Genomic DNA, 14005 nt, shown 5'->3' with positions numbered 1-14005 from the left:
CTGTTTCAAATTCCCTGCACGATGTTTGTATCCTTTATTACAGCCAAATCTTAAATAATAGAGTATGAAAACAGACATTTTAACAGAAAAACACAGACTGGGACTGGGAGGTGTTGCCATCGGGACAGCTTTTGAAGCACTCACAGATGAAGAATCGTACAGCGTTTTACAGAAAGCCTGGGATTTAGGAATAAGATATTATGATACCTCTCCTTGGTACGGACTCACCAAAAGTGAGAGAAGATTCGGATCTTTTTTGCAAAATCAAAGCAGAAATGAATTTGTATTTTCTACAAAAGTAGGAAGGTTATTCTGGGAAGTTCTTGAAAATGAAGTACCGCCTACCATGTGGAAAGCACCTCTTCATTATGATTTTGAACACAATTATACTGCAGATGCTATCAAAAGGTCTATTGAGGACAGTTTGGAGAGAACAAAATTAAATCATATTGATATTGTCTACGTTCATGATTTATCAGAGGATCAGGTCGGTGACCGATATCCGTATTTTCTGAAGCAGGCAAGGGAAGGAGCATTTAAAGTTTTATCCGAATTAAGAGGTCAGGGCGTTATCAAAGCTTGGGGAATGGGTGTCAATAAAATTGAACCGATTTTAGACTGTCTGGAATCTGCCGATCCGGATGTCTGCCTTTCTGCAACGCAGTATTCTATTCTTGATCATGAAGATGCGGTGGACAGATTGCTTCCTGCATTAAAAAAAGCAGGTGTAAAACTGGTATCGGGAGCGGGTTATAATTCAGGTTTTATTAACGGAAGACCGAGGTATAATTATAAAGAGGTAATCCCAAAAGGAATGACTGAAAAACGGGACAGAATAAGTGAAATTGCAAAAAAGTACAATATTGATATCGTACAGGCGGCTTTACACTTTGTTTTGGCGGCTGACGAGTTTGTCTCTATAATTCCCGGGGCGAGCAAACCGGAGCAGATTGAAGACAACATAAATGCTTTGCAAAAAAATATTCCGGCAGATTTTTGGAAAGAACTGCAGTCGGAAGGACTGATTTATGAAAAAGCTAAGGTTCCGGTTTAATTTAAGAGTATTTTTAAATTTTAATTTAAATTTCTTAACACAGCTTATTCTTTATTTAACCATTAAGAATTTAAGAAATTATTCAATTATTACGGATTGAGAAATCAATAAATTGATTTTTATTAAGTTTTTAAGCTTAAATTTAATGTTTAAAAAACTTAAACAGATCTGAATAAGCTTCAGAAAGATCAAAAGTTATATTGGGTAAATTCTGCCTATTAAAAGTTCGGAAAAAATTCCGGACTTTTTTTATTTTTTATTCATATCACTACCAATGTAGTTATATTTACTATATTTGTTGCCTTTAAAACAGATAACGTTTAAGTAATTTAAAAATATATAAAAACATGAAAAAGGTAATTGTTGCATTTTCTTTCGCTGCAGGTTTGTTCCTTACTTCAAACTTTGCCAATGCACAACAGAAAATCGGACACGTAAATTCAGATGATATTTTTGCAAATCTTCCTGAAGCTAAAACGGCAGAAGCTTCTTTGGATACTTTCACAAAGACAAAACAGGGAGAAATTGAAAAGATGATCACTTCTTACCAGACTAAATTAAAAGCGGCTCAGGATAAAGAAAAAACGATCAGTGAGGCCAACAAGGAAACAGTAATTAAAGAATTAACGGCTGCACAGACAGAATTACAAACTTTAGGAAAAGATATTGAAGCGGCAAGAACGAAAGCGGCGCAGGATGTCTCTAAAAAGCAAACTGAACTGTTTACACCTATTCAAAAGAAAGTGAGCACTACTATCTCTGCAGTGGCCAAAGAAAAAGGACTGGCTTATGTATTCGATATTGCCGCTTCACAGGGAAACAGCAGTATCGCTTATATGGATGGTGGTGAAGATATTACACCTACAGTGAAATCTAAATTGGGAGCTACGGCCGGAACTGCAAAACCTGCAGCAAAATAAGGCTGAAACCTACAGACATAAAAAAGCTGGAAATTAAGAATGTATGTCTTCCCATTTCCAGCTTTCTATCTTCTGTTTAAAAAAATCATTAATCTAATGGCTTTCGGCCTGTAATGATATTGTAAAGAATTACAATAATTGCTATTACAAGGAGTACATGAACTAAATATCCTGTGCTCATACCGGGCACAACTCCTAACATTCCTAATAGCCAAACTACGATGCATATGACTGCAACTAACCATAATAAACTTCTCATAACTAATATTTTTTTAAGTGATTTGATTTAGTAAATACACATATTGTGCCTTTTTTTAAAACACTCAAAAAAACAGATACCACATTTATTTTACAGCAGTCCAAAATACAACAAAGCATTCTCAATACCATTGCTGTCTACATCGTCTGTAATATAATCTGCGACTTCTTTAAGCTGTTCATTTGCATTGCCCATTGCAATACCGATTTTTGTAAACTGCAGCATGGTAATATCGTTTCCTCCGTCTCCGAAAGACATGGTTTCTTCGAAATCAATATTAAAATAATCGCAAAAAATTTCTATTCCCGCACGCTTACTGATACCTCCCGGATTAACATCGGCAAATAAAGGAGTCCATCGGGAGGATATGGAATTCGGCATAACGTTTTCCATAAATTCTTTTTCTGCTTCCGGTCTCAGAAAAATATTAGCCTGAAGCACATTTTCCATATCAATATTATCCTTTTGATGTATGGGTGGCACAGGAAGATTAACATGGGCATACATCCCCACAACTTCAGGAGTAGCGTCATTGATTTCCACTTTATGATCATACATTAAAGAATAACTTAATGGAAATTCTTCTGCATAATGAATTAAAGCCTGTATATCTTTTGAATCAATTGTTGTCTTAGATAAAATTTCGCCTTCAGTGGTTGCGCAGTATCCGCCATTGAAAGTAATAAAACCATCAAAGTCGATGTGGGAAATGTGTGTAAGGCTATTAATGGAGCGTCCTGTAGCAACAATTACTTTTATGCCCTTTTCTCTAAGCCTTTTTATAGAATGTTGAGTAGAATCGGGTATGGTTCCTGTTTTGAAACTGATTAAAGTTCCGTCGATATCAAAAAATACAGCTTTAATCTTTATAGAATCTTTGTTTGTTGTCATACTTATTATCTTACTTATTTATTGGATTCAGCTATAAAATTACTATTAATAAAGATACGATTAATGGTTTAAGCTATATATTAGGAAGAAGATATTATGCTCGAAGATTCTTTCCGATTTTTAATCAATTATTCAAGGTGAAACCGTAATATTTAAACATACTTCTTATGCTTTTTAAGTTTTGCTCGCAAAATTTTAAATAAAATGTTGCTCTATGGAGATAAATTTCCCTTTAAAACGGCCGGTTTTATAAGAAAACAGTGTAAAATAAATATTAACACTTCAAATTTTTATAAGAAAGAGAAAAAATAACTCCACATTATGTGTTTCACAATGAAAGTGTATAATATTAACAATATCAATAAAATATAATTAATAATGAATATCTCATAAAATAACGTTTATATTAATGAAATATTAAATGATAAAAATATTTTAATATTTTTTTGAAAACAATATTGGAATATGGAAATTATTCATATCTTAGTGATGTATTAATCATATAAATATTGCATTCATGAAAAACTTAAAAAAATTGAACAGAAACGAGTTGAAAACTATCAGCGGAAACGGATTATTCGATAACATCACGGGTGTTGTTGTTGGTCTTGGTGGTGTAGTAGGCAATACGATCAACGGAGTTGGTGGTGTTGTTGCTAATACTGTAAATGGAGTTGGTGGTGCTGTTGCTGGTACAGTAGTTGGTTTAGGAGGAGTTGTAGAAAGCACTCTTTGCCAGGTACAGTGCGTAGTAAACGGTGTTGTTACAGTTAAATTACTTTCTTGCGGATCTACTTGCTAAATTATTAGTCAAGTATATAAGGTATACCGCTCTTTGAAAAAAGAGCGGTTTTTTATGCATAAAAAACAACAAATCTCATCTAAGGAAAAAAGTACAATAATCAGGCACTTTAATGCTTTACATTGGAAAGGAATCCACCATACCTTTGTCTCATAGAAATCAAACAAAAAATAATTTAAATTCTATTGATTATGAGAACAACATTTATTAAAACAATCGCACTTACAGCAATGACATTTTTTAGCTTACAATCTAATGTATTTGCACAACAAAATCCGGCTTCAGAAGATCCTAATATTTCTAAAGACATCCGTGGGTTTTTAAAAGTTTTGAACAGCGGAGACGGAAAGCCTCTGGAAACTCTATCTCCTAAAGATGCCAGACTTGTTTTAGTCGGGGCCCAAAAATCCGTACCATTCGATTATTCTGATATTGAAGAAACTGAAAGAACAATCACCCAGGACGGGCAGACCGTAAAAGTACATATTGTAAAGCCTAAAGGTGCCAAAGCAGGACTACCCGTATTCATGTTTTTCCATGGAGGAGGATGGGTTCTGGGAGATTATCCTACCCACAAAAGACTGGTAAGAGACCTGGTAGTAAATAGTGGAGCAGTGGCTGTTTTCCCGGATTACACTCCTTCTCCGGACGCAAAATTTCCGGTGGCTATTAATCAGGCGTATGCCGCAACAAAATGGGTTGCCCAAAACGGTAAATCGATAGGAGTAAACCCGGAAAAGCTTGCCGTAGTAGGAAATAGCGTAGGAGGGAATATGGCAGCGGTGGTTGCATTAATGGCAAAAGATAAAAGCGGTCCGAAAATATCCCAGCAAATTCTGCTATGGCCTGTAACTGACGCTGATTTCAGCAGAGAATCTTACACGAAATTTGCACAGGAAAGATTTCTAACCACTCCGTTAATGCAGTGGATGTGGGATAATTATTTGCCGGATCACAGTGCCAGAAAAAACAAATATGCATCTCCCGTACAGGCTTCTTTGGAAGAATTGAAGGGACTACCTCCAACATTGATTCAGGTGGCAGAAAATGATATTCTTCACGATGAAGGAGTTGCATACGGAAGAAAGCTGGATGAAGCAGGAGTTCCTACAACGATTACGGAGTATAAAGGATTTATCCATGATTACGGAATGCTGAATCCGCTTGCACACATCCCGGCAGTACAGGAATCTGTTCTCGATGCAGCTGCCATCTTAAAGCAGGCTTTATTTGCAAAATAAATTATTTAACAGGAAATTTAAAAAATTCTTATCGTTTACCGGTGAGAATTTTTTGTGCATGTCCATTATGAGTACCGTATTTCTACTTAATAAAAATCAGTCTGATATTCGGAAATTTGGGCGATGATTATCTAATTAAACTCTAAACCATCAAATATTATGTCAACAAAAACAGTACAGTTCAGTGTCGATGTGAACCATTTAAAAATCATATCAGGTAGTTTTCAGGTCTTCGGAATCGTTGAAAATCATGTAGGTGTCGTCAATAACAAAACACCTTTTGAAAACAATACTTTCGAAGCAGAAATTAAAGAAAATGAGTCTCAATATTATTCAGTAACCGTTTGGATTGATGAGTACATACTCGAAGGCATCAATTATAAGACCGGAGAAAAGCCGATAAGCTTTCTGGCAACATTATATCTGCCTAACGTTAATGATATTGTAAGAATAAATCCGGAGTCTTCTATTGCATCCATATACACCTTTGCAAGAATGACTCACGTAGATAATGACGGAACTGTTCACATGAAAGGAACCGAACGCAATATGAAAATTGCTTACGGAATGAAAAATAACCTTTATAAAACTGAAGGTGGAATGGGAGAGATGATCAGTACGTCACCCAATGGGTTTGAAACCAACAGCTATCCAATGTTTAATTCTTTATGTAATTTATATTACTACAGTCTTACCAATCCCCCTTCGAACACAGGAAAGCCTTTTTACGATCAGTTTTTGGACTATGCGTGGCACGAATCAGATCAACCCAACCAGAATTTCCTTCAGGCTATCCGAAATATTCTTTACGATCCGTTTACCAATGCAGAAAATATCTATAAAATGCTTGTCGGAATGGAAGAGATCTACAGAGATTCTCTGGTTTCCATGAAAAATGTAAATGATGATCAAAAAGCGCCCAATAACTGGACATTAACTTTAAAAAGCAATTCATCAGGTGCTAAGAATTTCCTGCCAAGCGGATCGGCATTTGTGGTTTTTGATGCAGATGATAACGCATGGATTGCCAATAACTTCCGCGCGGGATCAGCAGATTCCGGAACCCATTGCCCTGTTTATAAATATGATGCAACGCCCGCGGATTTTTCACCGGTACAGGGCGGAGGGTTATTAGGCGTAGCATTTGGTGCAGCAGTAAGCCCAGACAAGAAATATATTTCCTTTGGAAATTTTGGTTGGGGACCTGAATTCAACAATCCGCAAGAAGGGAGTATTTCCCGATTTTATTATAAGGACGGAAAACCTGTAAGTTCATCCAACGGCTTTACCTTAGGGCTTTCGCGTGTACAAGGGATGCAATATGACAACAAGGGCAATCTTTGGATGGCTTCTGTTGGTTGTCAGGAGCCATTTGCACCATCAAAACCAGGAGTTTATCCTTTCGAAAATGAACCAAGTGCGGTTGTGGTTTATCTTAAACCGGAAAATGGTGACTTTGCTAAAGGACCTACGCCAGAGCTTACTTTAATTTGTAATGAATTTCCTGTAAAGCAGTTACCGGATTCGGAGCCTGTCTGGATGAAAACGCCATATCTTAAAATATTTCATGTTACTCCGGATGAAAAAGGAAATGCCTATGTATCATGTATCGGGAATTACGATAAAGATGTTCCTGAAAACTGTGCTTTTTCCGCCGTTTATAAAGTAGCCATTGAAGATAATACACTGGTTGTAAAGAACAGCTGGTTCAGCGATTATTCAGGAAGTGCCAATGGTCAGCAGGGCTATGAATCACTTCGCCAGGTAACCATCAATGGGGAAGGAGATGTTATTGTCGTAGGGGTAACGAGTGACCGGGCAACCATTCTCAGCCATGATCTTTCTACAGTGAAAGGCTATTATGATGTGAATACTTATGCACCGTGGGGGATTAAAATTGATAAAAAACAATCTGTATATCTTGCTAATTTTGGTCATGAAACAGATGTAAAGGATCATTCGACATTGGATATGCAGGGACCTTTTGGAGTAACTATGCTTCGTAATCCATCACAACCTGAATCTGCAAAGCTTTTAACTGTCCCTACCGGCGGATCCGAGGTAACTTTAGCCAATGGATTCCCTTTATATGGAACACAAACTAAACCAAAATTACATCAGTCCAGACATGAGCCCGTACAGATGCACTGTTATCAGCCGATTATGAGACTAACATCAACCAATATCGACGGTGCAGGAAATCTTTGGTGCATGAATAACTGGAAACCTTCAGCCATCGTAGATGTTCTGGACAATCCTGGAGGTGATGGCGTTGTGATTTTCTTAGGAATTGCAGAACCTGAATAAGTAAACAAAATAGATCAGAAAATCCGAAGATGAAAATTTCTTCGGATTTTTTATTGGAGATGATTTTAAACGATTAAAAATCTTCCGGAAAAATTCCGGTTGCGTATTGCCAGACTTCAACAATTTCGTTGAAAGGAATATCATAAGGCTCATAAAACGTATTATCTGCCGCAACGGTAAGAGAAGTTTTATTTTTAGATTTTAGGCGTTTGTAGGTAATTCCGTCATTTAAAGTAATAAAAACGTATGTGTTTCCTGATTTCAGATCATTCAGACCTTCCATATATTTTCCGATAATAAACGAACCGTCTTTAAAGGGAGGCATAGAATCTCCATCCGCAGGAAATGCTCTGAATTTGCCGTTTTTAAGAAATGGTAAAGAGATTCTCTGAAGACTTTCAATATAATCAGGATCGCTATATCCCGTTAAATATCCCATTGATGCTTTCTGAGGAACAATCTCGATACTTTCATTTCCGTCCTGATCTACCATAACCGGCAGTACAATTCTGTTATCAGGAAGTTTCAGCATATCTTCCAAAGAATGCTTGGTAAGATTTATCGACAACAAAAGATCTATGCTTACATTAAATATTCTTGAAATCCTTATCAATACATCTACAGGAGGTTTAGATTTTCCGTTTTCATAAGAACTGTATCGTGAAGGGGTGATCTGTATCTGTTCAGACAATTCGCGCTGGGTTTTTCCTAATTTTCCTCGCAGAAGCCTGATGTTTTCTGAAAAAATTGACATTATAAAAGATTAGAATGGTAAAAATACAAATTGTTTGGATGAGTTGACCATTTTTTACCGAAAATAATCTTCAAATCCTGCTAATAGAAAGGCTTTTATAATATTCATTTATTTAAATCTGATTTTATTACGACATGTTCTGGCGCCGTGTACCTATATCTTTGTGTAAGAGATAAGATAAGAATCCCGGGAAATTATTGTCTTACCAAACCCAATATTAACCTTTTATATAACCTTTTTTAAATTATGGATAAAAAACGACTAGTAATCATTTTTCTTTTTTTCTTTTTCATGTCTTATGCGCAGAATGAATTTATCACTTTGTGGAAACCCAATATCAATGGCACAATCGATAATACAATATCTTTTGGTGGCACCGGAACCAGCTACATCATTCAATGGGAAGAAGTCGGGTATCCTCAACATCATGGCGTTCTTACTTCTGTTACATCCAATAGCAGCAATCCTACCATTATTTCTTTTGGCAGCTCTTTAAATACAAATCCTATCCAGGCAACTTACAAGGTAAAAGCATCTAATGGGAGTGGATTATTTTATGGATTTAAAGCTAATACAAGTAATCTTAATATCAATCAAAAACTTGTTGAAATCAGCCAATGGGGAGATATCACCTGGCTTCAGCAATTTGACAGGGGATTTGCAAACTGTCCCAACCTTAATGTAACTGCTACCGATACGCCAAATCTTACGCAGATCAGTAATGTATCGCAAATGTTTTTGAATTGCTCATCTTTAATTGGTAATAATTCGTTTTCAAATTGGAATACAAGCACCGTGAGCAACATGAGCGGTATGTTTAACGGGGCTTCTTTATTTAATCAGAATATCGGAGGTTGGAATACTACCAATGTAACAGATTTTAGCAATATGTTTGCTTATGCATCTGCTTTTAATCAGAATATTGGAGCCTGGAATACCGCTTCAGCAACCACTTTTTTTGGAATGTTCAGGTCTGCATCTGCTTTTAATCAGCCATTGAATTCATGGAATACAGAAAATGTGACCAATTTCAGATATGTATTTATGGATGCGACTTCTTTTAATCAACCCCTTCATCATTGGCAGACAGGTAAAGGAACAGATTTTCAGCATATGTTTGAAAATGCAACATCATTCAATCAGCCGATTGGAAACTGGGATGTTAGTATGGTAAATTATTTTGCGGGTTTTAATATGTTTAATGGTGCCACGAATTTTGATCAGGATATATCAGCCTGGAATATGCAGTTTCAATATTTTTTTTGGAATTCTGTAACTTTCGGTTTTAAAAATGCCGGTTTATCATGTACTAATTATAATAAATTTTTAATTGCTCTCAATAATAATCCTACCTTGGCGGGTTCTACAATAACATCGGGAACCATAGACGCAACGGGATTATATTATTCTACACCTCAGGCTATTTTAGCAAGAGCTCAGTTGATGAATAAAGGATTTAATATTATTGGAGATACTTATAATGCCAGCTGTTCTACAAACTTGTCAACAGCAGAAACTCCAGCAAAATTGAAAATTCCGGCTTATCCAAATCCGACTACAGGCGTGATAACTATTGAGTTATCCGTCAATGAAAATGTTTATTTATATGACATCACAGGCAAAATAATCAAAAATATGACTTTAAATAAAGGAAAAAACAGCATTGATCTTTCTGAATATCCTTCAGGGAATTATTTACTAAAAGGCAATACCACTTTCTCTAAAATAATTAAGAAATAGATGAGATATACATTTTTTAAGTAAATAAAAGTTTTAAGACCGATTATGATAATCGGTCTTTTGATATACGCCAATAGATTGCGTAGTAAAAACATATCTTTGCTATTCAGAGTTGGCAAAACGTGTTAATTTGAAAAAAGGTGAGTGGTAGGCCAACTTAAGAACATCTAAAAACGATAATATGAAATTTTCAAGTGATCTGGTAATTTATGATTTGGAAGGGAGTTGCAAAACTTTTGGAAAAAATGAAATAAATGAAACGAATATAATAGAATTAGGCGCTGTAAAATTAGACAGGAAAACTTTTGAAATAAAAAGCGAATTTTCAATCTTAATAAAACCAAAACATTTTCCAATTTTACCAGAAATCACAGAGATTACCAATATTACAAATGAAATGGTTGAAAATGAAAAGTATTTCGATGAAGCAATCATCTCATTTTTAGATTGGTACGGAGAAAAAAACAAATCGACTTTAGCGGGTTGGGGATTGTATTATGATTTACCGCTTTTAAGAAAGGAATTTACAGAATTTGGACTTGATTATAATAAATATTTTGTAGGTGGAGGCTTTGATATCAGAGCATTAGGTATTTGTTGGTTAGCGAAAAAAAATATTTCTACATCTGGAATTTCAATAGAAAGAGTTTTAGAAAAAATGAATCTAAGGGAAGATTTTAAATTTCATAGGGCCTTAGACGACGCAAAAGCAACTGCATTAATATTACAGCAGATTCTGAAGGAAGAATAAGCTTCTGTTTATAGGAACGATAAATAGCAGGCGGAAAGTATTATTTCATATGAAGGATTCAATCCCGAGTCAAAATGAAAAACACATTTTATTTAACATAATATAAATTATAGGATTTATTTATTCTTTAAAAGTGGAGAATTACCTTGATTTCAAACTTCTTAAATTAGCCCTTAATTCGGGCTCTTTATTAATATACAATCTTAGCTACGAAGGTTAATTTAAACTTTCTTAAACCTAATAAAATCAGCTTATTCCTCTGTTTTCATACTCACCATAAATTTTTAATTATTCATCTTTTAATTTGGTTGTCAGCGTGTAAAAAATTTTGTCTGAATAAAATTGATATTAAAATATTTGCGTAGTCAAATAACTTCATTTAAATTTGTAGTCAAATAGCTACATAATGAATTTAAGACGAGATGTATTTCAGGCAATTGCCGATCCTACAAGAAGGTCAATATTGATGCTGGTGGCAGCTCAATCTATGACGGCTGGTGCTATTGCTTCGAATTTTGATACTGCAAGACCTACCGTTTCAAAGCATCTTCAAATATTGACAGAATGTGAATTATTAAGATCTGAACAAAACGGCCGCGAAATTATCTATCATTTGAATCCCATAAAAATGCAGGAAATTGCAGATTTTATCGAACCTTTCCGTAAAATGTGGGATGACAGATTTAATAAACTGGAAGATTTAATGAAAAATTACCAATCAAAAAAATAGAAATATGGAATTGAAAACAAAAATACACGCTGAAGACGGAAAACAGGAAATCTTCATTATCAGAGAGTTTGATCTGCCTGTCGAATTATTGTTCAAAGCCTATACAGAAGCAGATCTTTTTGAGCAATGGATGGGAACCAAAGTAACCAAATTTGACAATACACAACATGGAAGCTACCGTTTTGAAACATCAAATCCTCAAGGAGACGTAGTTTTCAGTGCAAATGGAACCATTCATGAAATTGTTCAGAATGAGAAAATTACCCGAACGTTTCAAATGGAAAACACTCCCTTTCCCGTTCAGATTGAGTTTTTAGAGTTTCAAAAATTAACTGAAAAAGCCAGCAGAATCACGATTCAAACAATTTATAAATCTGTAGATTTCAGAGATCAGATGTTGAAATTACCTTTCGCACAAGGCATCAATATGGCTCACAACCGTTTGCAGGAAATAATTCAGAAGTTAGAAACTATAAATTAGTTGTTAGTTGTTAGTTGTAAAATTAACAATTAACCATTCATCATTCACAAATATTACTATCCATGAATACGAATTCAAAAGTTGATTTTTTCTTTGATAAAGCCAAACAATGGCAGAAAGAATTTGAAAAATTAAGAACAATCGCCCTAAAGACCGAACTTGTAGAAAATTTGAAATGGGGATGTCCTTGTTATACGTATGAAGGGAAAAATATTTTCTTAATTCATGGATTTAAAGAGTACTGTGCACTACTCTTTTTTAAAGGTGCTTTGATGAAAGATCCCGAAAACATTCTGATTCAACAGACTGAAAATGTACAGGCTGCAAGGCAGATTCGCTTTGCAAACATTCAGCAAATCAATGATTTAGAAAAGATTTTAAAAGAATATATGTTTCAAGCTGTTGAAGTTGAAGAATCTGGAGCAAAGGTTGAAATGAAGAAAACCAAAGAATTCGAAATGCCTGGAGAGTTTCGGCAAAAATTAAATGAAAACCCTTTATTAAAAAAAGCTTTTGAAGCTTTAACACCGGGAAGACAACACGCTTACTTACTCTATTTTTCTTCTGCAAAACAAACTAAAACCAGAGAATCACGAGTTGAAAAATATATTCCTGAAATTCTGAATGGAAAAGGCTTAAATGATTAAAATTTTAAAAAATCACAAAAAATGGAAGCACAAAATAAATCCCAGAAAGAAATAAATATGAAAAACAAACTTACATCAGAACAAGCCAAAGAACTTTTAAAGATTCTTAAAATAAGGTTTGAAAAAAATATAAACCGCCACAAAGATTTAATTTGGGAAGAAATTCAAGTAAAATTAGAGAAAAACCCGGAAAAGCTGTGGTCATTAAATGAAATGGAAGCAACTGAAGGCGAGCCTGACGTTGTTGGCTATGATGGAAAAACAGATGAATTTATTTTCTTCGATTGTTCCCAGGAAAGCCCTAAGCGAAGAAGTTTATGCTATGATTATCCTGCCTGGGAAGCCAGAAAAGCCAATAAACCGGAAAGTAATGTCGTCGACAAAGCCGCAGAAATGGGGATCGAACTTTTATCGGAAGAACAATACAGAAACCTTCAGGAACTAGGGAAATTTGATCTGAAAACTTCAAGCTGGGTAAAAACGCCTGAGAATATCAGAGAGTTGGGAGGTGCAATTTTTTGCGACCGCCGATACGATACCGTTTTTATGTATCACAATGGTGCCGATTCTTATTATGCTGCTAGAGGTTTCAGAGGTTGTTTAAAAGTTTAAAAATCTAATTTACGAATCGATTAAATACAAAAATTATCCTTTATTTAAATATATTTTTCTTTTCATATAAAAATAGTATTGTTATTTTAGCATTATAGAAATTTTGATATACATATAATAAATTAGGAATGAAAAAATTAATCTTATTGGGAATATTACCTGTTCTTTTGTTGAACTGTAATAAAAAGCCGGAAGCTCCAGTTGCAGAAATCACTTCTGTTGATACTACTGCAACCGAAAAAGTAATTGATACGCTGGGCTCAAAATCTTTCTGCTATATGGGAGTTACCGGGAAAGATACGGTGTATGTAACTATTGATGACAACTTGGGAACTATAACGGGAAAAATGGCAACCAAAAACAGTGAAAAAGACAGCAATAAGGGAGATTTAAACGGGTTTAAAGCCGGTGATACTCTAAAACTGACTTATGATTTTGCATCAGAAGGAGTTTCCGGAAATAAAAATGACATCTATTTTCTTCAGACAAAGGATGGTCTGGTAGAAGGAATTGGTGAAAGAGATGCAGAAACCGGAACCAAATATGCCAACGATAAAAAGATTAAATATGCCGGAGGAAGAACTTTGAAAACAGCTGACTGTAAAACTGTTGCAGAGGCCGTAAAATAAAATTAATTGGTATTGTTAAATTAAAATATATTTCATAAATTAGTTTTATGAAATGTTATAAATGTCAATCAGAGAATAAAGTTAAAGCTGGCTTTACAAGAGGCTTACAAAGATATAAGTGCAAAGATTGTGGTTGCTATTTTAGTGTTGAAAGTAAATCTGATGTAAAAAGTCTTGAACAAAGGAG

Annotated in this window: 16 protein-coding genes; 13 read left to right on the top strand and 3 right to left on the bottom strand. The window is 34.9% G+C overall.

The genetic code is table 11. The features are described 5' to 3' along the window. Positions 1–64: 64 nt before the first annotated feature. Together BUA89_RS14975 and BUA89_RS14970 are read left to right on the top strand one after the other, a co-directional pair. Positions 65–1054 (top strand): aldo/keto reductase, encoded by a 990-nt coding sequence (locus BUA89_RS14975; RefSeq protein WP_072959720.1) that lies wholly within the window; start codon positions 65–67, stop codon positions 1052–1054. Between the two features lie 347 nt (positions 1055–1401). Then, a complete protein-coding gene (locus BUA89_RS14970; protein WP_072959717.1) occupies positions 1402–1974 on the top strand; it encodes an OmpH/Skp family outer membrane protein in 573 nt (190 codons plus the stop codon). Between the two features lie 88 nt (positions 1975–2062). On the opposite strand, the gene BUA89_RS22970 is transcribed toward BUA89_RS14970, so the two are convergent. Both BUA89_RS22970 and BUA89_RS14965 read right to left on the bottom strand, forming a co-directional pair. Further along, positions 2063–2233 carry a lmo0937 family membrane protein gene (locus BUA89_RS22970; protein ID WP_143152357.1) on the bottom strand — a complete coding sequence of 57 codons (171 nt, stop codon included), beginning with the start codon at positions 2231–2233 and terminating at the stop codon, positions 2063–2065. Between the two features lie 90 nt (positions 2234–2323). Further along, entirely contained in the window at positions 2324–3124 is an 801-nt protein-coding gene (locus BUA89_RS14965; protein WP_072959714.1) for a Cof-type HAD-IIB family hydrolase, read from the bottom strand. A 517-nt stretch (positions 3125–3641) separates the two neighbouring features. Here BUA89_RS14965 and BUA89_RS23185 point away from each other — a divergent pair. From BUA89_RS23185 to BUA89_RS14950, 3 genes are all read left to right on the top strand, one after another. Beyond that, entirely contained in the window at positions 3642–3926 is a 285-nt protein-coding gene (locus BUA89_RS23185) for a bacteriocin-like protein (RefSeq protein WP_072959709.1), read from the top strand. A 191-nt stretch (positions 3927–4117) separates the two neighbouring features. Further along, a complete protein-coding gene (locus tag BUA89_RS14955; protein WP_083531692.1) occupies positions 4118–5167 on the top strand; it encodes an alpha/beta hydrolase in 1050 nt (349 codons plus the stop codon). A 159-nt stretch (positions 5168–5326) separates the two neighbouring features. Then, entirely contained in the window at positions 5327–7474 is a 2148-nt protein-coding gene (locus tag BUA89_RS14950; protein ID WP_072959705.1) for an NHL repeat-containing protein, read from the top strand. A gap of 73 nt (positions 7475–7547) precedes the next feature. Here BUA89_RS14950 and BUA89_RS14945 read toward each other — a convergent pair whose 3' ends face one another. Beyond that, entirely contained in the window at positions 7548–8228 is a 681-nt protein-coding gene (locus BUA89_RS14945; RefSeq protein ID WP_072959703.1) for an XRE family transcriptional regulator, read from the bottom strand. 246 nt (positions 8229–8474) lie between these two features. On the opposite strand from BUA89_RS14945, the gene BUA89_RS14940 reads away from it, so the two are divergent. The 8 genes from BUA89_RS14940 to BUA89_RS23570 form a co-directional block, all read left to right on the top strand. Beyond that, positions 8475–9968 (top strand): BspA family leucine-rich repeat surface protein, encoded by a 1494-nt coding sequence (locus BUA89_RS14940; RefSeq protein ID WP_072959700.1) that lies wholly within the window; start codon positions 8475–8477, stop codon positions 9966–9968. A gap of 181 nt (positions 9969–10149) precedes the next feature. Continuing rightward, entirely contained in the window at positions 10150–10719 is a 570-nt protein-coding gene (locus BUA89_RS14935; protein ID WP_072959697.1) for a 3'-5' exonuclease, read from the top strand. A 406-nt stretch (positions 10720–11125) separates the two neighbouring features. Beyond that, the gene (locus BUA89_RS14930) at positions 11126–11449 is read left to right on the top strand and encodes a metalloregulator ArsR/SmtB family transcription factor (protein ID WP_072959693.1); all 324 of its coding nucleotides are present in this window, start codon (positions 11126–11128) and stop codon (positions 11447–11449) included. Positions 11450–11453: 4 nt separating this feature from the next. Then, positions 11454–11930, top strand: a complete 477-nt coding sequence (locus tag BUA89_RS14925) for an SRPBCC family protein (protein ID WP_072959690.1) — start codon at positions 11454–11456, stop codon at positions 11928–11930. A 62-nt stretch (positions 11931–11992) separates the two neighbouring features. Continuing rightward, positions 11993–12577: a YdeI/OmpD-associated family protein gene (locus BUA89_RS14920; protein WP_072959687.1), complete on the top strand. Its 585-nt coding sequence runs from the start codon at positions 11993–11995 to the stop codon at positions 12575–12577. Positions 12578–12634: 57 nt separating this feature from the next. Next, positions 12635–13189 carry a DUF4256 domain-containing protein gene (locus BUA89_RS14915; protein ID WP_072960271.1) on the top strand — a complete coding sequence of 185 codons (555 nt, stop codon included), beginning with the start codon at positions 12635–12637 and terminating at the stop codon, positions 13187–13189. Between the two features lie 128 nt (positions 13190–13317). Then, positions 13318–13818 carry a hypothetical protein gene (locus tag BUA89_RS14910; RefSeq protein WP_072959684.1) on the top strand — a complete coding sequence of 167 codons (501 nt, stop codon included), beginning with the start codon at positions 13318–13320 and terminating at the stop codon, positions 13816–13818. A gap of 47 nt (positions 13819–13865) precedes the next feature. Then, the coding region (locus BUA89_RS23570; RefSeq protein WP_455423254.1) for an IS1/IS1595 family N-terminal zinc-binding domain-containing protein at positions 13866–14005 on the top strand (140 nt) is incomplete at its 3' end.

The sequence above is a fragment of the Chryseobacterium arachidis genome, assembly GCF_900129245.1.
In the GTDB taxonomy this organism is placed as follows: domain Bacteria; phylum Bacteroidota; class Bacteroidia; order Flavobacteriales; family Weeksellaceae; genus Chryseobacterium; species Chryseobacterium arachidis.
Note: the sequence above shows the minus strand (reverse complement) of the source record. Positions and strands in the feature narration are given on the sequence as shown.

Coding starts and splice junctions, on each gene's coding strand:
- BUA89_RS23185 (WP_072959709.1), top strand. CDS start 3,642: ATGAAAAACTTAAAAAAATTGAACAGAAACGAGTTGAAAACTATCAGC.
- BUA89_RS14945 (WP_072959703.1), bottom strand. CDS start 8,228: ATGTCAATTTTTTCAGAAAACATCAGGCTTCTGCGAGGAAAATTAGGA.
- BUA89_RS14930 (WP_072959693.1), top strand. CDS start 11,126: ATGAATTTAAGACGAGATGTATTTCAGGCAATTGCCGATCCTACAAGA.
- BUA89_RS14975 (WP_072959720.1), top strand. CDS start 65: ATGAAAACAGACATTTTAACAGAAAAACACAGACTGGGACTGGGAGGT.
- BUA89_RS14920 (WP_072959687.1), top strand. CDS start 11,993: ATGAATACGAATTCAAAAGTTGATTTTTTCTTTGATAAAGCCAAACAA.
- BUA89_RS14965 (WP_072959714.1), bottom strand. CDS start 3,124: ATGACAACAAACAAAGATTCTATAAAGATTAAAGCTGTATTTTTTGAT.
- BUA89_RS14950 (WP_072959705.1), top strand. CDS start 5,327: ATGTCAACAAAAACAGTACAGTTCAGTGTCGATGTGAACCATTTAAAA.
- BUA89_RS14925 (WP_072959690.1), top strand. CDS start 11,454: ATGGAATTGAAAACAAAAATACACGCTGAAGACGGAAAACAGGAAATC.
- BUA89_RS14940 (WP_072959700.1), top strand. CDS start 8,475: ATGGATAAAAAACGACTAGTAATCATTTTTCTTTTTTTCTTTTTCATG.
- BUA89_RS14910 (WP_072959684.1), top strand. CDS start 13,318: ATGAAAAAATTAATCTTATTGGGAATATTACCTGTTCTTTTGTTGAAC.
- BUA89_RS22970 (WP_143152357.1), bottom strand. CDS start 2,233: ATGAGAAGTTTATTATGGTTAGTTGCAGTCATATGCATCGTAGTTTGG.
- BUA89_RS14970 (WP_072959717.1), top strand. CDS start 1,402: ATGAAAAAGGTAATTGTTGCATTTTCTTTCGCTGCAGGTTTGTTCCTT.
- BUA89_RS14955 (WP_083531692.1), top strand. CDS start 4,118: ATGAGAACAACATTTATTAAAACAATCGCACTTACAGCAATGACATTT.
- BUA89_RS14935 (WP_072959697.1), top strand. CDS start 10,150: ATGAAATTTTCAAGTGATCTGGTAATTTATGATTTGGAAGGGAGTTGC.
- BUA89_RS14915 (WP_072960271.1), top strand. CDS start 12,635: ATGAAAAACAAACTTACATCAGAACAAGCCAAAGAACTTTTAAAGATT.